Consider the following 18,360-nt stretch of genomic DNA (forward strand, 5'->3'; position numbering starts at 1 on the left):
AACAGAGATTTGGTGGAGATAAGCGGGATCGAACCGCTGACCTCTTGCATGCCATGCAAGCGCTCTCCCAGCTGAGCTATACCCCCAGCACCGAAAACTGCCGATTTAACTCGACGGACGGCATAATATGAAACCGCCTCCTGAGTGTCAACGTCAAATTCTTGTTCTGTGTTCAATCGCTGAAAAAGGCGGCAACCCCGCGTCATAATGGCTTTTTTTTCAACGCAATCGCACTTTCCTTTGCTGATTTTCGCATGGCCTACACACCCTGCCAGGTTAAATCGCGGTTAAAGATGTTAGGAATAATCTTGTGTTCGTTACGGGCGCGTGTAAACTTAGCGCGCTAATTAACCGGTCAACCTTCCAGGGTAAGTCTCTCTTTGGCCGGCCAGCAACTTCCCCTTGTTAACGAAAAGAAAAGTGAACTATGTCGCTGCATACACCAAAAGAGATCGCCCAACTGGCGATTCAAGCTGGCGTGGCTAAAAGCCGTTTGCCGGTTTCTACCTTGTTAATTCTTGGCTTTATGGCCGGTGCATTTATTGCCACGGGTTTCCTGCTCGATCTGCACGTTATCAACCAACTCCCTGCTGAATGGGGTTCGTTTGGTGGCTTCCTCGGCGCTGCGGTGTTCCCGGTTGGTCTTATCCTCACCGTGTTAGCCGGTGGCGAGCTGCTGACCGGCAACATGATGACGATGCCGATTGCCTGGTTCGCTCGCCGCATCAGCGGTTTTAGCGTGCTGCGTAACTGGTTCTGGGTCACTATCGCCAACTTCTTAGGCAGCGTGGCCGTGGCGTGGTTCTTTGGCCACATGCTGGGTATGACCGAAGGCGATTACCTGAAAAAAACCGTGGCGATTGCCCACGCGAAAGTGAATGCCGACTTCTTGCATGCGTTCATTTCAGGTATTGGCTGCAACTGGCTGGTGTGTCTGGCTGTGTGGTTAGCTTTTGCCAGTAAAGATATGGTCGGTAAAATCTTTGGCATGTGGTTCCCGGTGATGGCATTCGTCGCCATTGGCTTCCAGCACGTGATCGCCAACATGTTTATTGTGCCTGCCGCCATTTTTGCCGGCCAAATGAGTTGGGCAGAATTTGCGCCAAACGTGATTGCCGTTTTCCTGGGCAACGGCGTCGGCGGTGCAATTTTTGTTGGCCTCACCTATTTCCTCGCTTTCCGTCCAGAACAGCCTTCCGTTAGCGAAGCACAGTAATCGAATTATGCCTTTTGTCATCTGACAAAAGGCATTTTCCTGTCGGATGACTTCTCCCCGTTACGTTTTGTTGTAATATGTACAGCTAATGTATTTAACAGGGACAGCATCGTGAAAAAGGAATGGCTCACCCCCGAAGAGCTCGCGCTTGAAACGGGCTACAGTCGGCAGACCGTGAATAAATGGATTAAGCGAGAGAACTGGACAACCACGCCTAAACCGGGTGTTCAGGGCGGTAAAGCGCGATTAATCCACATTGACGAGCGTGTGAAAAGTTTTATCCAGTCCACGCGTCATGTGAACGAACCGGTGGCCAATTACGGTGCTCAACAAAATACGTTGCCTGCGTTATTAATTAATTCTGTCCAGCAAATGACAACAGGCGAACAAGACCAACTGGCCGCCCTGCTGCTGCGCGAAGGGATAAGTGGCGTGCTGGAACGGCTAGGCATTAAAGAAGAATAAAAAAAGCCGGGGGCGTTATGCTCCCGGCTTTTTTAATGCCCACAATAAGTGTAGCGGCAGCCTTTGATGGCAGCCGCTGACTCAATTAAGCCTGGGCTTCACGCTCAGCAATAAATGCCAGCGCTCTTTCAATACGTGCCACGCTACGGCTGCGACCAATGGCTTCAACCGTCACATCCAGCGCCGGAGACTGGCCTGCACCCGTCACCGCCACACGCAGTGGCATACCCACTTTGCCCATTCCCAGCTCCAGTGCATCGGCTGCACCCTGAATCGCGTTATGCACGTTTTCCGCATTCCACTCGCTGTCACTGAGCGCAGCCAGCTTATCACGTACCACTTCCAGCGGCTGACGCGCAACAGGACGCAAGTGTTTCTTGGCAGCATCCGCATCAAAGGCGTCGAACTCTTCATAGAAGTAACGGCAAGAAGCGGCGATCTCGACCAGTGTTTTGCAGCGCTCACCCAGCAGCGTCACCAGCTTCGCCAGTTCCGGGCCGGTGCGGGTATCAATATTTTGCTGTTCAATGTGCCACTGCAGCTGCGTCGCCACATATTCTGGCGGCAGCGTATTAATGTAGTGATGGTTCAGCCACTGCAGTTTTTCAGTGTTGAAAGCACTGGCTGATTTGCTGACCGCATCCAGGGTAAACAGCTCGGCCATTTCTGCCACGCTGAAAATTTCCTGATCGCCATGCGACCAACCCAGGCGAACCAGATAGTTGAGCAGCGCTTCCGGCAGATAGCCGTCATCACGATACTGCATCACCCCTACCGCGCCATGACGCTTCGACAACTTCTTGCTGTCATCACCCAGAATCATAGAAACGTGCGCATAGGTTGGCACTTCTGCGCCAATCGCTTTCAGGATGTTGATCTGGCGCGGGGTGTTATTAATATGGTCTTCACCACGAATAACGTGGGTGATACCCATATCCCAGTCATCAACTACGACGCAGAAGTTATAGGTCGGCGAACCATCAGTACGACGGATGATCAAATCATCCAGCTCTTGGTTACTGAATTCGATCGGACCACGGATTTGGTCATCGAAAATCACCGAACCTTCCTGCGGGTTACGGAAACGCACCACGCAGGGCTCATCCGCAGCGTGATGCTCGTGGCTGTCACGGCAACGACCGTCATAGCGTGGCTTCTCACCTTTCGCCATCTGTTCTTCACGCAGAGCTTCTAAACGCTCTTTTGAGCAATAGCATTTATAAGCAGAGCCAGCCTCTACCATTTCATCAATGACCGCGTTGTAACGATCAAAGCGCTTCGTCTGATAGTACGGGCCCTCATCCCATTGCAGGTTAAGCCAGTGCATACCATCCATGATGGCTTCAATGGCTTCCGGCGTAGAACGTTCTAAATCGGTATCTTCGATACGCAGAACGAATTCGCCCTTGTTATGGCGAGCATAAAGCCAGGAATAGAGAGCAGTACGTGCACCGCCCACATGCAGGTAGCCAGTGGGGCTGGGTGCGAAGCGAGTTTTGATTTTCATTCAGCATTGCCTTAGATGCGCAGGTTTCTTTATCTGGATGACAAAAAAACGGGTTAACGCGAAAAAACAGTGGGCATATTCTAGCAGGTGAGACGCTTTCCTCAATGACTCTCGCGGTGGCATCGCTTATTCAACTGCGTTTTTCTGCTAATAAAACCAGCACATTGACTAAAACCACGACATAACGCCTAAATTTAGAGCGAACAAACATTTATGTTTTAAAAAGCGTTGACTCACTTCGAAGGATCCCTATAATGCGACTCCACACAGCGGGGGTGATTAGCTCAGTTGGTAGAGCATCTCCTTTACACGGAGGGGGTCGGCGGTTCGAGCCCGTCATCACCCACCATATCTTAGTCAGATGACACTCTTGTTAAGCAGTTCCGAAGTGGGCGATTAGCTCAGTTGGTAGAGCATCTCCTTTACACGGAGGGGGTCGGCGGTTCGAGCCCGTCATCGCCCACCACTTCGGGTCGTTAGCTCAGTTGGTAGAGCAGTTGACTTTTAATCAATTGGTCGCAGGTTCGAATCCTGCACGACCCACCAATGTAGAAAGGCGCCCTAAAGGCGCCTTTTTGCTATGCAGAAAAAGTGCAGGATGAGAACCTGCAGCAGGTTCGACTGAATTGCCTGGAGCAATTCAGGCTGATGCGCCAGCATCACCCGAAGGGCGAGGCCCCGGACGGGCCGAGACATATCCTGCACGACCCACCAATGTAGAAAGGCGCCCTAAAGGCGCCTTTTTGCTATGCGTAAAACATCCCTTCTTCACAAAACCTTTTCACTGGCTTAACGCTTTGTGTGCTCAAGGCTGTTCTCACCTGTGCCGATAACGATAATGGTCTATTGCAAGGAGTAAACCATGTCGACTATCTCAAGTGTAAGCAGCATCAGTAGCGCAAGCAGTGGTGGAGGTTCCACCTCACAAATCGCCAGCCTGAACAAACAGATCCAAAGCCTGACTCAACAGGTTAAAGATCTGGCAGATGACGATACCCTCACGGATGAACAGAAATCTGAAGAACAGCAGATGCTGGAATCACAGATTGCGATGGTAGAAGCGCAGATAGCGCAAATTGAGCAGCAGCAGGCAGAAAAGGCGCAGCAGAAGCAAGAAGCGCAGCAGCCGACTGCGGCCAGTGCCACCAGCGCACCGAAAGCTGATGGCATTAATCGTCCGACCGATACCAACCAAATCAACGTTTACGTCTAAAACGCCGGTTTGAGTGCGCGTTGTTGCGCCAGCAGGCTTGCCTGTTGGCGCACCTCCTGCCAGATGGCTTCTGCGGCCGGGGTCAAAGACCGATTTTTTCGTTTAATCAACATCAGATGACGATTGATCTCTGGATAGAGTCGACGTACTGCAAGTTTGCGCCCTGAAGGCAGTGGCAGCGCTAACGCTGGCAAAATACTGATGCCTATTCCCGCCTCCACCATCGGAAACAACGTGGCGGGGTGACCAATCTCCTGCACCACCTGCACCTTTATTGATAACTGCTGCAAAGCCGCATCCACCAGTAAGCGGCTGCCGGAAGCATAATCCTGCAGCACCAGATTGCGCCCCGCTAACATCGCCCACTCGGCTTGCTCCACCTGCGCCAGTACATCGTCCTGGTGACACAACAGTAAAAACGGCTCTTGCAAAATATCCTCGGCATCAAAATCGGCTTCCGCCAGCGGTCCGATAACAATACCAAAATCGACTTCCGCATTACGTACGCTCTGCAGCACCGACTGCTGCGCGCGATCGTGCAAAATCACACGAATATCCGGATAACGTTGCTGACTGCCCGCTAAACATTGCGGCATCAGGTTTGCCGAAGGGGTCTGACTCGCGGCCACCCGCACCGTGCCGCTGCGCTGTTCCCCATAGCTGCGCACATCCAACACCGTGGTGTTTAACTCTTCCAACAGCCGCTCAAGGCGTGATGCCAGTTGGTGCCCCGCTTCCGTCAACATCACCTCTCGCGTGGTGCGATCGAGCAGTCGCACCCCCATTTCGGCTTCAAGCTCTTTAATACTGTGGCTCACCGCAGACTGGCTGAGACCAATGGCCTGTCCTGCCTGACTAAAGCTCCCTTGCTGTGCCACCGCAACAAAGGTGCGTAGCTGACGTAAGGTGTAATTCATCGATATCGCTCATAGATTAATGCAATAAATCAATTTTATTTCTAAACCCGAGTAGCGCACAATCAGCACCATCATTTTTATTATTAACCGGATTGTAACAATGGGATTTTTACGACTCGACCCAATGATGGTCAAACTCATCATCACCGTGCTGCTGGCAAGCTTTATTCCGGCCAAAGGCGGTTTTGTTGATTTCTTTGAGTATCTGACCACCGCCGCCATCGCCCTGCTGTTCTTTATGCACGGTGCCAAGTTATCTCGCGAAAAAATCATTGCAGGCAGTAGCCACTGGCGTCTGCATCTGTGGATTATGTGCAGCACCTTTGTGGTATTCCCGATTCTGGGTCTGCTGCTGGTATGGTGGCATCCGGTTAACGTCGGTCCAGAGATTTACACCGGCTTCATCTATCTGTGTATCCTGCCTGCGACCGTTCAGTCAGCTATTGCCTTCACCTCCATGGCGGGCGGGAACGTCGCCGCTGCAGTATGTGCAGCATCGGCTTCCAGTTTGCTCGGCGTATTTGTTTCGCCGCTGCTGGTCAATCTGGTGATGAATGTGCACAGCGATGCGCCGAGTAATGGTCTCGAACAGATTGGCAAAATCATGCTGCAACTGTTAGTGCCTTTCGTGATTGGTCACTTGTCTCGTCGCTGGATTGGCGGCTGGATAGAGAAGCATCGCAGCCTGATTGGCAAAACTGACCAGACTTCAATCCTGCTGGTGGTCTATTCCGCCTTTAGTGAAGCGGTAGTGAACGGCATCTGGCATCGCGTGGGCGTGGATACGCTGCTGTGGATTCTGGTGGGCAGCGTGGTGATTCTGTTTGTCGCGCTGGCAATTAACCTTGGGGCTTCGCGTCTGTTTGGTTTCAGCCGGGCTGATGAAATCGTGGTGCTGTTCTGTGGTTCGAAGAAAAGTCTGGCCAATGGTGTGCCGATGGCCAACATTCTGTTCCCAGCCAGTTCGGTGGGGATTATCGTACTGCCGTTGATGATCTTCCATCAGGTGCAGTTGATGGTGTGTTCCTTTATTGCCCAACGCTACAAGGCAGGCAATGAGAAGCGACTGGCGCAGCAGCAAGTGGAAGCGCAAAAATCCTAAGCAAACGGCCCGCAAATGCGGGCCGTTTTGTTATTCACTGCGCTTAAGGGGTTTAACCAACCCCTCTAATCCTTCAATTTTAATCGCCAGCGTCAGTTGCATCAGGTCACCTAACTTGCCCGCAGGAAACTCGTTTTTACGCGCAAACCACAGCAAATACTCTTCAGGTAAATCGATCAACATACGACCTTTGTACTTACCAAAGGGCATCGCCATGTTGGCAATTTCCACCAACTGATGTTTATCCACGTCAGGCTCCAAGCAGGCGAATCATCTCCGCTTCATCAATCACCGGAATACCCAGTTCCTGTGCTTTCGCCAGTTTCGAACCTGCGGCTTCACCGGCAATCAGTAAATCGGTTTTCTTCGACACGCTGCCGCTGACTTTCGCACCGAGCGCCGCCAGGCGTGCCTTAGCATCGTCACGATTCATCTGCGACAGCGAGCCGGTCAGTACCACGGTTTTACCGGCAAACGGACTGTCAATCTCTGCCGCATTTACCACTTCTGGCTGCGGCCAGTGCACCCCAATCTCAGTCAGTTCGCGGATCACCTCGCGATTGCTCTCTTCATCCATGAAATTACGCACATGTGCAGCAACCACCTTACCCACATCCTGCACGGCAATCAGAGCCTCGAGATCGGCATTCATCACTTTATCCAGCTCACCAAAATGATTGGCCAGATTAGCGGCGGTGGCTTCCCCAACCTCACGGATGCCGAGTGCATAGAGGAATCGAGGCAACGTGGTGAGCTTAGCCTTTTCCAGCGCATCCACGATATTTTGCGCCGACTTTGGTCCCATACGATCCAGCCCGGTGAGCTTGCCAGCGGTAAGTCGGAACAGATCGGCAGGCGTCTGGACGTACTCTTTTTCCACGAGCTGATCGATGATTTTGTCGCCCATGCCGTCAACGTCCATCGCACGGCGGGAGACAAAGTGCTTGAGCGCTTCTTTACGCTGCGCACCGCAAATCAGGCCACCGGTACAACGCGTCACGGCTTCCCCTTCGACGCGCTCGACATCTGATCCACAGACCGGGCAATGGCTGGGGAAGACGATTTCACGCGTGTCTTCAGGGCGTTCAGATTCCACCACATTCACCACCTGCGGAATCACATCGCCCGCGCGGCGAATCACGACTTTGTCGCCGATACGCAAGCCCAGACGCGCGATTTCATCAGCGTTGTGCAGTGTGGCGTTACTCACCACCACGCCAGCCACCTGCACCGGCTCCAGCCGTGCCACCGGGGTGATGGCACCGGTACGGCCAACCTGGAATTCAACGTCGCGCACGAAGGTCATCTGCTCCTGCGCGGGGAATTTAAAGGCCACGGCCCAGCGTGGCGCACGCGCGACAAAACCGAGCTGCTCCTGCAGGGCCTGGGAATCCACTTTGATCACTACACCATCAATATCAAAACCGAGTGATGGACGGTCTTGCTCCACCTGGCGATAGAATGCCAGCACCTCTTCAGCGGTATGAGCCAGACGAATACGGTCACTGACCGGTAACCCCCAGGCTTTAAACTGTTGCAGGCGCTGCCAATGGCTGGCAGGCATTTCACCGCCTTCCAGCAGGCCAAAACCGTAGCAGAAGAAGGTCAACGGGCGTTTAGCCGTGATGCGTGGATCGAGCTGGCGCAATGAGCCCGCAGCGGCATTGCGCGGGTTGGCGAACACTTTCGCTCCCGTACGACGGGCTTCTTCATTGAGCTTTTCAAAGCCCACTTCCGTCATAAACACTTCCCCACGCACTTCAACGCGCGCAGGAATGTTGTCGCCGTGCAAACGCAGCGGGATAGCATGAATAGTACGCACATTGACGGTGATGTTCTCACCGGTGGTACCATCACCGCGTGTGGCTGCACGTACCAGCAGGCCATCCTCATAAAGTAGGCTGACCGCCAGTCCATCCAGCTTGAGTTCGCAGCAGTAGGTCAAATCATCGCTGCTTTTCAGGCGATCCTGGACGCGTTTATTGAAGGCAAGGAATCCGGCTTCATCAAAGGTGTTGTCGAGTGACAGCATGGGTACTTCGTGGCGAACTTGTTCGAAAGCAGCCAACGGTGCCGCGCCTACGCGCTGAGAGGGGGAATCGGGCGTGATGAGATCGGGGTTCGCCGCTTCCAGTTCGCGCAGCTGCTGCATTAATCGATCATATTCTGCATCCGGAATTTCCGGCGCATCCATCACGTGATAGAGGTACTCATGGTGACGTAACGAGGTGCGCAGCGCGGTGATCTGCTCCTGAACCGATTTCATAATCTTTTACCCGATAAAAAACCCCCGACATGCGGGGGTTCAGTTAATATTTTTCACGATGAAAGACGGTTAGCCAATCACTTCACGAATGCGTGCTTTGTAGGTTTCCAGCTTCTGTGGCGTCATCATACGACGCTCATCATCCAGCACCACACCGCCCACATCATCAGCGATACGCTGTGCTGACTGCAGCATCAGCTTGAAGTTCTGGTTGGCATCACCGTACGACGGCACCATCATAAAGATCGAGATGCCCGGCGTAGTGAAATCGCCCATGGTGTCCGGGTTAAACGAGCCCGGCTTGACCATATTCGCCAGGCTAAACAGCACAGGTCCGCTGCCTGCTGGACTGAGATGGCGATGGAAAATGTTCATTTCACCAAACTGGAAGCCCGCTTGCAGAATACCCTGCAACAGCGCTTCGCCGTTCAGTTCACCACCGGTGTGTGCGGCCACGTGCAGTACGAGTACCGCTTCATTTTTTCTCTGTGAAGAGGCAGCAGGCTGCGCCGGCTGTTCCTGCACCACCGGTGCTTCTTCTTCAAATTCAGGTTCTTCCGCGGCCTGGAATTCAGGCGCAGGCTGCGTTGCAGACAGTGGCTCATTATCCAGCAAAGGATCGGCCTGCACTGGCTGAGGTTGTGGCGCAGGCGCGGGTTTCGCCACAGGCGGTACTGGCGCTTGCGGTGCAGGTTGACGCACTGCTGGCTCATCATCCAGCAGTGGATCGCCCATCAATGGCGCTTCATGACGTGGGAACGGCTGACGCGCAGGCTCAGGCGCACGCGGCGCGCTGACAGGTTTAGTCACAGGCGCGTCAAATTCAGGCTCTTCATGGGCGTCACGATGACGGCTCACACGAACTTCGCCGACGCCATCATCTTCGTCGCTCAGCAGATCTTCATCGGCTTCATCGCGTTGTTTCAGACGTTTGTGCGGGCGATCACGAAAAACGGAAGAGCGCTCTTTACGGCTGGTCCACAGTCCGTGAAGTAGCAGCGCTATTATGGCGATCGCGCCAACAACGATTAATATCAGACGCAAATCCTGCATCATTGTATTCTCTGTTGTTCCAATACCTTGCCACCACGGCAAACTTTATCCTCTAACTGTATTTGCCCAGCTACACAAGTGCAAGTCTGTGCAGTATTTTCTGACAAATAAGATAGCTGCCCCACGCTTTTTTGCTGTTTTTTCGCGCAATGTGCCCCTACCGCCGACAAAAAGCCAGGTTATGATGTGCGCGCCGCCACACACAAGGAGAATGGCTCGCTATGCCCGCAGAGAACTTACCCTCATCATTTAATGGTATTCATTACTTTGCCGAAGGCTGGAAGTTGGTTCGCCTGCCTGGCATTCGCCGTTACGTTATTATCCCGCTGCTGGTTAACATCGTGCTGCTGGGCGGCGCCTTTATCTGGCTGTTTCAACGTCTGGGCCAATGGATCCCTGCCGTGTTGTCCCACGTACCAGACTGGTTGCAATGGCTGAGTTATTTACTGTGGCCGCTGTCGGTTATCTCGATTGTGCTGGTGTTTAGTTACTTCTTCTCCACCCTCGCCAACTGGATTGCCGCTCCCTTTTGCGGGCTGCTGGCAGAGCAGCTGGAAGGACGCCTGACCGGCAAACCGCTGCCAGACAGTGGCTGGATGGCGATGTTCAAAGATATCCCGCGCATCATGAAGCGCGAATTACAAAAGCTGGGCTACTATCTACCGCGCGCACTCGGCTTGCTGCTGCTCTATTTTGTCCCTGGATTTGGACAAACCGTCACCCCGGTCTTATGGTTTTTGTTCAGTGCCTGGATGTTGTCGATACAGTATTGCGATTATCCGTTTGATAACCACAAAGTGAGTTTCCACCAGATGCGCAGTGCATTGCGTCAGCATAAGACCGCCAATATGCAGTTCGGTGCGATGGTCAGCCTGTTTACCATGATTCCAATTCTGAATCTGGCCATCATGCCGGTGGCGGTATGTGGCGCCACAGCGATGTGGGTTGACCGTTATCGTATGCAACACGCACGTCATTAAAGCTTCAAAAAGCCTTATGCATTTTTGCGTAAGGCTTATGGTTGTGGGCTATATAGATATACGATTTCTTTCCTTCCGCGTACGGGAAGAAAAGGTATGCTCTGAGGGTTCCCAATATTTCATACAGTTAAGGACGAGCTATGAGTAAGATCTATGAAGACAACTCTCTGACAATTGGTCATACGCCGCTGGTTCGACTGAACCGCATCGGTAACGGCCGCATTCTGGCGAAGGTCGAGTCGCGTAACCCGAGCTTCAGCGTCAAATGCCGTATCGGTGCCAATATGATTTGGGACGCGGAAAAACGCGGCATTCTTAAACCGGGGGTTGAGCTGGTTGAACCCACCAGCGGTAACACCGGTATTGCACTGGCCTACGTTGCGGCGGCACGCGGTTATAAATTAACCCTGACCATGCCAGAGACCATGTCGGTTGAACGCCGTAAGCTGCTTAAAGCGCTGGGCGCCAATCTGGTGCTGACGGAAGGCGCGAAAGGCATGAAAGGGGCCATCGCCAAAGCGGAAGAGATCGTCGCCAGCGACCCAGACAAATTTGTGCTGTTGCAGCAGTTCAGCAACCCGGCAAACCCGGAAATCCACGAGAAAACCACTGGCCCAGAAATCTGGGAAGACACAGACGGCGAAGTCGATGTGTTTATCGCGGGTGTGGGCACCGGCGGCACGCTGACTGGCGTAAGCCGCTACATTAAAAATACCAAAGGCAAGAAAGAGCTGATTACGGTGGCGGTTGAGCCAACAGACTCGCCGGTTATCGCGCAAGCGCTGGCTGGTGAAGAGATAAAACCCGGCCCTCACAAGATTCAGGGCATCGGTGCCGGTTTCATTCCGGGCAACCTCGACCTGAAACTGGTTGACCGTGTGGTGGCGATTACTAACGAAGAGGCGATCAGCACTGCGCGTCAGTTAATGGAAGAAGAAGGTATTCTGGCCGGTATCTCATCAGGTGCTGCCGTGGCTGCCGCGTTAAAATTGCAGGAAGACGAAGCCTTCGCTAATAAGAACATTGTGGTCATCCTGCCCTCTTCTGGAGAGCGTTACCTTAGCACTGCATTGTTCGCCGATCTGTTCACTGAAAAAGAGCTGCAGCAGTAACCGCCAAAGTCTTAAATTGATGGAAAAAGCACCCAATCGGGTGCTTTTTTGTGGTGTAGATCTCACTTTTACCACCAGGCAGATTGATTTCAATGTCGCGGCTCTGGTATTTAAGCTCCCAATTATTTCGGTGCCTGAAATTAATCTGGCTTTGAAGTGGATCAAGCTGAATCGATTTACTGATTTGGCTAAACGGCGATTCACGGCATACTTAACGGAGTGCTGAATTCGCGCAGTTTTTGATCTGTCTCCGAAAGACGCACATTATGAAGCGCATTTTTTGGTCAGCTTAATGCCACACCAGCGCACCTACACAGGCTAAAGTAGCGGCTCCAGGCTAGACTTTAGATCCATAACACCAAACCTGATAAAGTTGGGGAAATAGAATGTTCCAGCAAGAAGTTACCATTACCGCACCTAACGGCCTTCATACCCGTCCTGCAGCTCAGTTCGTTAAAGAAGCTAAGGCTTTCCAGTCAGAAATCACTGTGACCTCTAATGGCAAATCTGCCAGCGCGAAAAGCCTGTTCAAACTGCAGACTCTGGGTCTGACTCAGGGTACGGTTGTAACGCTGTCTGCTGAAGGTGAAGATGAGCAGCAAGCGGTTGAGCACCTGGTGAAACTGATGGCTGAGCTGGAGTAATTCCGCTCAGGTAAGCAACTAAACCGACTCCTTTGCCCCATTGAGTGCAAATATCTTGATCGCGGACAACCTGTCCGCGTTCTTGCTTCCTTAGAGTACTGGTCCGTGACAGTGGCAACGCATTGGGTCAATGAGCCATCGTGATTAAAAGGTAGGGTTATGATTTCAGGCATTTTAGCATCACCGGGTATCGCTTTCGGCAAAGCACTTCTGCTGAAGGAAGATGAGATCGTCATCAGTCGTAAAAAAATTACTGACGACCATGTTGAGCAAGAAGTTCAACGCTTCCTTGATGGACGTGGCAAAGCGGCAGTTCAGCTTGAAGCCATCCGTGTCAAAGCTGGTGAAACCCTCGGCGAAGAGAAAGCGGCGATCTTTGAAGGTCATATCATGCTGCTCGAAGACGAAGAGCTTGAGCAAGAAATCATCGACCTGATCAAGAAAGATCACGCCACGGCTGACGCTGCAGCGTACTCTGTCATTGATGGCCAGGCCAAAGCACTGGAAGAACTCGACGACGAATACCTGAAGGAACGTGCGGCTGACGTACGTGACATCGGTAAACGTCTGCTGCAAAACATCCTCGGTCTGCACATTGTTGATCTGGGTGCAATCGCAGAAGAATCTATTCTGGTGGCGAAAGATTTAACGCCGTCAGAAACCGCGCAGCTGAACCTGAAAAAGGTGCTGGGCTTTATTACCGATATCGGTGGTCGTACCTCGCACACGTCCATCATGGCGCGTTCTCTGGAGATCCCAGCGATTGTCGGCACCGGTAATGTCACCACGCAAATTAAAAACGGTGATTTCCTGATTCTGGATGGCGTAAACAATAAAATTTACGTGAATCCTACTGATGCTGAACAAGAAGAGCTGAAAGCGATTCAAACCCAGTATCTGTCAGAAAAACATGAACTGGCTAAGCTGAAAGACCTGCCTGCTATCACACTGGATGGCCATCAGGTTGAAGTGTGCGCCAACATCGGTACCGTTCGTGATGTTGCCGGTGCAGAGCGCAACGGCGCGGAAGGCGTGGGCCTGTATCGTACCGAGTTCCTGTTTATGGACCGTGACTCACTGCCAACCGAAGAAGAGCAGTTCCAGGCTTACAAAGCCGTTGCTGAAGCCATGGGTTCTCAGGCCGTGATCGTGCGTACTATGGATATCGGCGGTGATAAAGATCTGCCGTACATGAACCTGCCAAAAGAGGACAACCCGTTCCTTGGCTGGCGCGCGATTCGTATCGCGATGGACCGTAAAGAGATCCTGCACGCTCAGCTGCGCGCTATTCTGCGTGCCTCTTCCTTCGGCAAACTGCGCATCATGTTCCCGATGATTATTTCGGTGGAAGAAGTGCGTGCACTGAAGGCCGAGCTGGAAATGCTGAAAGCGCAGCTGCGTGAAGAAGGCAAGTCCTTTGATGAGACCATTGAAGTGGGCATTATGGTGGAAACACCGGCTTCAGCGGTGATTGCTCGCCATCTGGCGAAAGAAGTCGACTTCTTTAGTATTGGGACAAATGACCTGACGCAGTATACTCTGGCGGTCGATCGTGGTAATGATTTGATTTCACACCTCTATAACCCAATGACGCCATCCGTACTCGGCCTCATTAAGCAAGTGATCGACGCGTCACATGCCGAAGGGAAATGGACCGGCATGTGTGGTGAGCTGGCGGGTGATGAACGTGCTACACTACTGTTACTGGGAATGGGGCTGGACGAATTCAGCATGAGTGCCATTTCAATCCCGAGCATCAAGAAGATTATTCGTAATACCAATTTCGAAGATGCGAAGGCATTGGCGGAGCAGGCTCTGGCTCAACCCACAGCGGAAGATTTGATGAACCTGGTGAACAAGTTCATTAAAGAAAAAACGCTCTGCTGATCCACGAGATGCTGGCCCCAAATTACTGCTTAGGAGAAGATCATGGGTTTGTTTTCTAAACTTTTTGGCGAAAAATCAGAGAGCGCGTCAGGGACTATTGATATCGTTGCGCCTCTGTCAGGCGAAATCGTGAATATCGAAGACGTTCCTGATGTGGTTTTTGCTGAGAAAATCGTGGGTGACGGTATCGCCATTAAACCGACGGGCAACAAAATGGTTGCACCGGTTGACGGTACCATCGGTAAGATTTTCGAAACCAACCACGCTTTTTCCATCGAATCTGACAATGGCATTGAGCTGTTTGTCCACTTCGGTATCGATACGGTTGAACTGAAAGGTGAAGGTTTCAAACGCATCGCTGAAGAAGGCCAGAAAGTGAAAAAAGGCGATGTGGTGATCGAGTTTGATCTGCCACTGCTGGAAGAGAAGGCAAAATCCACGCTGACGCCGGTTGTGATTTCGAACATGGACGAGATCAAAGACCTGATCAAACTCTCCGGTCAGGTGACTGTGGGTGAAACCCCGGTTATCCGCATTAAGAAGTAAGCAGCGCTTGCATCATAAAAAACGGCACCCTTTGGGTGCCGTTTTTGTTTCTGAGGCTGAATCTGAATTGGAGCATAAAAGCGGGTTTGGTGCTGTCGGTCAGGACAACCGGGCAGATCGCAAAGACGGCATAAACCATCCCTGGGCCTCTACCCTCGCCATCCCTGGCGAGGGACGCTTTGCTCTTCTGCCCGGTTGTCCTGCCCTACTCTACAGAGTGCGTGCTGTTTCAGAGCTTGAACCTCAGTCTTGCCATCTCTACAAAGCGCGTGCAGCTTGAGAACTTAAATCTCAGTCCTGCTTCCAGCGCGGAAGTCGCAATGTCAGCTCTAAACCACCTTCAGGGCGATTCACCGCCTGCACTTCACCATGGTGTGCCAGAATCACCTTACGCACGATAGACAGCCCCAGGCCGTATCCTTTGCCCATCACTGGGGAGTTCACCCGGACAAAGGGATCAAAGATGCTGGAAAGCTTCTCGTCGTCCACACCCGGCCCTTGGTCACGCACGCGAATCGCCAGCCATTGATTTTCCGCCTGCAATCGCACATTGATATGTTGCCCTTTGTGTGAAAAGCGCAGCGCATTGCGCAGCACGTTTTCCACACCACGGCGAATCAGCTCGGCGTTACCGTGTACGGTGTAGTCCGCGTTCTCATCCACCTGAAAATCGACTTTCACGCCCGGAATCTGCGCTTCATAGCGCACGTCCGTTACCACAGCATGCAGCAGTCCGGTGAGGTCAAAGTATTGCTCGCCAGGCATACTTTCATGTTCAGCGCGTGACAGGGTCAGCAGCTCACCGATCATCTTATCGAGGCGACGTGCCTCTTCATCAATACGATTAAGGGATGATTCAACGGATTCAGGAGTTTGGCGGGCTAATCCTGTTGCCAGTTGCAAACGCGCCAGCGGCGAGCGTAACTCATGGGAGATATCATGCAGCAGCTCTTCACGCGCTTTGACCAGCGTGTCGAGGCGTTCCACCATGGCATCGAACTCTTGTGCGACCGTGGAAAGCTCATCGTGACGCTTACGCATCACTGGATAGAGGCGTACCGACAAATCACCGCTTGAGACACGCGCAAAACCTTCGCGCAGCTGACGCATCGGACGTGTCAGGTTCCAGGCCAGCAACAGACTGAATAACAAGCCCAATGCCCCTGCAAAGGTAAACATCGGTTCCGGAATATTCAAGATGCGACGCGGGCCACCGCCCCCCATGGTGCTGTCTTCTCGCAGCCCTTTGACGTCGTAGCGTAGCTCATACTCTTTGCCGTCTTGACCTTTCACCCAGCGCACAATCACATCCGGGAAAGGACCATGGAAAGGCGCGCTAAAAGTCTCAGGTGGCGCATTGCCCGGCGTGGTTGCTGGCTTATCATGTTGAATGACGGAAAAGAACTGACGGTCATTCGGCTCCCAATCGGCCATCATATCATCCAGCGAACTGGGCCCGCCACGCTCTAATACCGACACCGCAGACGCCATCTGCAAATTGACGATACGGCGAATCGCCACGATTTCCGGCGGTTCATGGCGATTACCGGAAATCGTAAAACCGAGCCATAGCAGCTGACTGATAATGACAAAAACGATCCAGAAGCCCAGCAGGATCTTCCAGAACATACGGCCACGATAGCTGTGTTTCATCGAATGCGATAACCAATACTGCGCACAGTCTCAATATTGACGCTGTCAGCGGTCAACGCAGCCAGCTTCTGACGAATGTTGCTGATGTGCACATCAACGCTACGATCGTAAGCTTCGCGCGGACGGCCCAGCCCCTTCTCAGACAGCTCATCTTTCGACACCACACGATCTGGCGCACGCAGCAGCAGATCCAACAGATTGAATTCTGATGCAGTGAGGTCAAACGCTTTACCCTGCCATTCAGTAATACGCGTAGCGGGATTCAGGCACAGCTCGCCCCAGCGCAGCACTTCTTTTTTATCTGGAATTGGGGCCTGGTCTTCAAAACGACGCAGCACCGCACGCAAGCGCGCCACTAACTCACGCGGATAGCATGGCTTGGGCACATAGTCATCCGCGCCCATTTCCAGGCCGATGACGCGATCAATATTGTCGCCTTTGGCCGTCAACATAATCACCGGCAGACGGCTGTTTTGACGCACCTGACGCAGCACATCGATACCGCTCATATCGGGCAGCATAATATCGAGGATCATCGCAGTGTAATTGCCCGACAACGCGCCTTCAATACCGGCGGTTCCGGTTAAAACCAATTGCGTTTCAAAGCCTTCCGCAATCAGGTACTGGCTCAGCATGGTGCCAAGTTCTACATCGTCATCAACAAGCAGAATTTTCATCTTTATCTCTCGTACAAAATTGCCGCTATTTTGGCCTGAGTTGGCAACGAGCGCAGCCGATTTTACTCGATCCTTACAGTGCCAACATCAGACGATAATTAGGGAGACTATAGACAAAAACGGCCCGGTCGCACCACAACAGTACGCTCAGGCCAGATAAAATTTTGAGAGGCTGAAATCAGTGGAACACGCCGGTGGAGAGATAACGGTCACCGCGATCGCAGACAATCGCCACGATCACGCTGCCGGGATGCGCTGCCGCTACACGCAATGCGCCAGCCACTGCACCACCGGAACTGACGCCGCAAAAGATACCTTCACGCTGGGCTAACGCCCGCATCGTCTCTTCGGCTTCCTGCTGCGCCATATCAATGACGTCATCCACCAGCTCCGGGCGGAAAATGCCGGGAAGATACGCCTCTGGCCAGCGGCGAATGCCAGGAATACTGCTGCCTTCCTGCGGCTGCAAGCCAATCACTTGTACTGCAGGCGCGAACTCCTTCAAGTAGCGCCCGACACCCGTGATGGTGCCGGTTGTGCCCATGCTGGACACAAAATGGGTCATCCGACCGTGCGTCTGCTGCCATATCTCCGGGCCGGTGGTGAGATAGTGGCCGAGTGGATTATCGGGGTTATTGAACTGATCCAACACCCTGCCCTCACCGCGATCGGCCATCTCTTGCGCCAAATCGCGCGCCCCCTCCATGCCTTGCTCACGCGTCACCAGCACCAACTCAGCACCGTAAGCACGCATCGCATCCTGCCGCTCCTGGCTCATGTTATCGGGCATTAGCAGGCGCAGCTTGTAACCTTTCATCGCCGCAATCATCGCCAGCGCGATGCCGGTGTTGCCGCTGGTGGCTTCAATCAACTGGTCGCCGGGGGTAATATCACCGCGTAACTCTGCCTGATGAATCATCGACCAGGCGGCACGATCTTTGACCGAACCGGCCGGATTATTCCCCTCCAGCTTTAACCAGATCTCACTGCCGTTATCGGGCGTCAGGCGCTGCAACCTGATCAACGGCGTATTGCCGATAGTATTTTCCAGTGTGGTCACGGTTTGATTCCAGACAGAAGAGAGGCAAAGAAATCGGGCGGGAAAGTCCCGCCCGAAGGAGT

The 18,360-nt window shown here is 52.8% G+C and carries 17 protein-coding genes, 4 tRNA genes and 1 other RNA gene; 13 read left to right on the forward strand and 9 right to left on the reverse strand.

The genetic code is table 11. The features are described 5' to 3' along the window. Positions 1-10: 10 nt before the first annotated feature. A tRNA-Ala gene (locus QMZ30_RS04270) sits at positions 11-86 on the reverse strand. A gap of 341 nt (positions 87-427) precedes the next feature. Here QMZ30_RS04270 and QMZ30_RS04275 point away from each other — a divergent pair. Next, positions 428-1,216, forward strand: a complete 789-nt coding sequence (locus tag QMZ30_RS04275) for a formate/nitrite transporter family protein (RefSeq protein WP_039329656.1) — start codon at positions 428-430, stop codon at positions 1,214-1,216. 111 nt (positions 1,217-1,327) lie between these two features. Next, positions 1,328-1,681: a YfeC-like transcriptional regulator gene (locus QMZ30_RS04280; protein WP_039329658.1), complete on the forward strand. Its 354-nt coding sequence runs from the start codon at positions 1,328-1,330 to the stop codon at positions 1,679-1,681. A gap of 85 nt (positions 1,682-1,766) precedes the next feature. Here the strand turns inward: QMZ30_RS04280 and gltX are convergent, their stop codons facing one another. After that, positions 1,767-3,188, reverse strand: a complete 1,422-nt coding sequence (gene gltX, locus QMZ30_RS04285) for a glutamate--tRNA ligase (RefSeq protein ID WP_283226514.1) — start codon at positions 3,186-3,188, stop codon at positions 1,767-1,769. A 273-nt stretch (positions 3,189-3,461) separates the two neighbouring features. Here gltX and QMZ30_RS04290 point away from each other — a divergent pair. The 5 genes from QMZ30_RS04290 to QMZ30_RS04310 all read left to right on the forward strand — a co-directional run bounded on the left by QMZ30_RS04290 (position 3,462) and on the right by QMZ30_RS04310 (position 4,401). Further along, a tRNA-Val gene (locus QMZ30_RS04290) sits at positions 3,462-3,537 on the forward strand. Between the two features lie 41 nt (positions 3,538-3,578). Continuing rightward, positions 3,579-3,654 (forward strand) — tRNA-Val (locus QMZ30_RS04295). Between the two features lie 4 nt (positions 3,655-3,658). Then, positions 3,659-3,734, forward strand: a tRNA-Lys gene (locus QMZ30_RS04300). Between the two features lie 31 nt (positions 3,735-3,765). Next, a non-coding RNA gene (locus QMZ30_RS04305) (RtT sRNA) lies at positions 3,766-3,902 on the forward strand. Positions 3,903-4,050: 148 nt separating this feature from the next. Next, a complete protein-coding gene (locus QMZ30_RS04310) occupies positions 4,051-4,401 on the forward strand; it encodes a FlxA-like family protein (protein ID WP_039329661.1) in 351 nt (116 codons plus the stop codon). On the opposite strand, the gene QMZ30_RS04315 is transcribed toward QMZ30_RS04310, so the two are convergent. Beyond that, positions 4,398-5,318: a LysR family transcriptional regulator gene (locus QMZ30_RS04315; RefSeq protein ID WP_058972988.1), complete on the reverse strand. Its 921-nt coding sequence runs from the start codon at positions 5,316-5,318 to the stop codon at positions 4,398-4,400. The two genes, QMZ30_RS04310 and QMZ30_RS04315, sit on opposite strands and share 4 nt — an antisense overlap. A gap of 100 nt (positions 5,319-5,418) precedes the next feature. Here QMZ30_RS04315 and QMZ30_RS04320 point away from each other — a divergent pair, with 100 nt between their 5' ends. Further along, complete coding sequence (locus QMZ30_RS04320) at positions 5,419-6,420, forward strand: bile acid:sodium symporter family protein (protein WP_283226515.1); 1,002 nt, start codon at positions 5,419-5,421, stop codon at positions 6,418-6,420. A 30-nt stretch (positions 6,421-6,450) separates the two neighbouring features. Here the strand turns inward: QMZ30_RS04320 and QMZ30_RS04325 are convergent, their stop codons facing one another. From QMZ30_RS04325 to zipA, 3 genes are all read right to left on the reverse strand, one after another. After that, the gene (locus QMZ30_RS04325; RefSeq protein WP_283226516.1) at positions 6,451-6,669 is read right to left on the reverse strand and encodes a DUF3820 family protein; all 219 of its coding nucleotides are present in this window, start codon (positions 6,667-6,669) and stop codon (positions 6,451-6,453) included. 1 nt (position 6,670) lies between these two features. Then, positions 6,671-8,686: an NAD-dependent DNA ligase LigA gene (gene ligA / locus QMZ30_RS04330; protein ID WP_058972991.1), complete on the reverse strand. Its 2,016-nt coding sequence runs from the start codon at positions 8,684-8,686 to the stop codon at positions 6,671-6,673. Positions 8,687-8,755: 69 nt separating this feature from the next. Further along, positions 8,756-9,742 (reverse strand): cell division protein ZipA, encoded by a 987-nt coding sequence (gene zipA / locus QMZ30_RS04335; RefSeq protein ID WP_283226517.1) that lies wholly within the window; start codon positions 9,740-9,742, stop codon positions 8,756-8,758. 218 nt (positions 9,743-9,960) lie between these two features. Between zipA and cysZ the strand changes: the two genes are divergently transcribed. The 5 genes from cysZ to crr all read left to right on the forward strand — a co-directional run bounded on the left by cysZ (position 9,961) and on the right by crr (position 14,908). Then, entirely contained in the window at positions 9,961-10,719 is a 759-nt protein-coding gene (gene cysZ, locus QMZ30_RS04340) for a sulfate transporter CysZ (protein WP_058972993.1), read from the forward strand. A gap of 140 nt (positions 10,720-10,859) precedes the next feature. Next, positions 10,860-11,831 carry a cysteine synthase A gene (gene cysK / locus QMZ30_RS04345; RefSeq protein WP_058972994.1) on the forward strand — a complete coding sequence of 324 codons (972 nt, stop codon included), beginning with the start codon at positions 10,860-10,862 and terminating at the stop codon, positions 11,829-11,831. A gap of 386 nt (positions 11,832-12,217) precedes the next feature. After that, positions 12,218-12,475, forward strand: a complete 258-nt coding sequence (gene ptsH / locus QMZ30_RS04350) for a phosphocarrier protein Hpr (RefSeq protein WP_007889063.1) — start codon at positions 12,218-12,220, stop codon at positions 12,473-12,475. A gap of 159 nt (positions 12,476-12,634) precedes the next feature. After that, positions 12,635-14,362 (forward strand): phosphoenolpyruvate-protein phosphotransferase PtsI, encoded by a 1,728-nt coding sequence (gene ptsI, locus QMZ30_RS04355; RefSeq protein ID WP_283226518.1) that lies wholly within the window; start codon positions 12,635-12,637, stop codon positions 14,360-14,362. Between the two features lie 42 nt (positions 14,363-14,404). Then, entirely contained in the window at positions 14,405-14,908 is a 504-nt protein-coding gene (gene crr / locus QMZ30_RS04360) for a PTS glucose transporter subunit IIA (protein WP_034825872.1), read from the forward strand. A 291-nt stretch (positions 14,909-15,199) separates the two neighbouring features. Here the strand turns inward: crr and QMZ30_RS04365 are convergent, their stop codons facing one another. From QMZ30_RS04365 to cysM, 3 genes are all read right to left on the reverse strand, one after another. After that, positions 15,200-16,561 (reverse strand): ATP-binding protein, encoded by a 1,362-nt coding sequence (locus tag QMZ30_RS04365; RefSeq protein ID WP_283226519.1) that lies wholly within the window; start codon positions 16,559-16,561, stop codon positions 15,200-15,202. After that, on the reverse strand, positions 16,558-17,238 hold the full coding sequence (locus QMZ30_RS04370) for a response regulator transcription factor (RefSeq protein ID WP_039329688.1): 681 nt from the start codon (positions 17,236-17,238) through the stop codon (positions 16,558-16,560). The genes QMZ30_RS04365 and QMZ30_RS04370 overlap by 4 nt, the downstream gene beginning before the upstream one ends. 178 nt (positions 17,239-17,416) lie before the next feature. Continuing rightward, positions 17,417-18,298 (reverse strand): cysteine synthase CysM, encoded by an 882-nt coding sequence (gene cysM / locus QMZ30_RS04375; RefSeq protein ID WP_283226520.1) that lies wholly within the window; start codon positions 18,296-18,298, stop codon positions 17,417-17,419. Positions 18,299-18,360 lie beyond the last annotated feature (62 nt).

The organism is Pantoea sp. EA-12 (genome assembly GCF_030053355.1).
In the GTDB taxonomy this organism is placed as follows: domain Bacteria; phylum Pseudomonadota; class Gammaproteobacteria; order Enterobacterales; family Enterobacteriaceae; genus Pantoea; species Pantoea vagans_C.

Coding starts and splice junctions, on each gene's coding strand:
- zipA (WP_283226517.1), bottom strand. CDS start 9,742: ATGATGCAGGATTTGCGTCTGATATTAATCGTTGTTGGCGCGATCGCC.
- QMZ30_RS04365 (WP_283226519.1), bottom strand. CDS start 16,561: ATGAAACACAGCTATCGTGGCCGTATGTTCTGGAAGATCCTGCTGGGC.
- ptsH (WP_007889063.1), top strand. CDS start 12,218: ATGTTCCAGCAAGAAGTTACCATTACCGCACCTAACGGCCTTCATACC.
- crr (WP_034825872.1), top strand. CDS start 14,405: ATGGGTTTGTTTTCTAAACTTTTTGGCGAAAAATCAGAGAGCGCGTCA.
- QMZ30_RS04320 (WP_283226515.1), top strand. CDS start 5,419: ATGGGATTTTTACGACTCGACCCAATGATGGTCAAACTCATCATCACC.
- gltX (WP_283226514.1), bottom strand. CDS start 3,188: ATGAAAATCAAAACTCGCTTCGCACCCAGCCCCACTGGCTACCTGCAT.
- ptsI (WP_283226518.1), top strand. CDS start 12,635: ATGATTTCAGGCATTTTAGCATCACCGGGTATCGCTTTCGGCAAAGCA.
- ligA (WP_058972991.1), bottom strand. CDS start 8,686: ATGAAATCGGTTCAGGAGCAGATCACCGCGCTGCGCACCTCGTTACGT.
- cysK (WP_058972994.1), top strand. CDS start 10,860: ATGAGTAAGATCTATGAAGACAACTCTCTGACAATTGGTCATACGCCG.
- cysZ (WP_058972993.1), top strand. CDS start 9,961: ATGCCCGCAGAGAACTTACCCTCATCATTTAATGGTATTCATTACTTT.
- QMZ30_RS04275 (WP_039329656.1), top strand. CDS start 428: ATGTCGCTGCATACACCAAAAGAGATCGCCCAACTGGCGATTCAAGCT.
- QMZ30_RS04315 (WP_058972988.1), bottom strand. CDS start 5,318: ATGAATTACACCTTACGTCAGCTACGCACCTTTGTTGCGGTGGCACAG.
- QMZ30_RS04310 (WP_039329661.1), top strand. CDS start 4,051: ATGTCGACTATCTCAAGTGTAAGCAGCATCAGTAGCGCAAGCAGTGGT.
- QMZ30_RS04370 (WP_039329688.1), bottom strand. CDS start 17,238: ATGAAAATTCTGCTTGTTGATGACGATGTAGAACTTGGCACCATGCTG.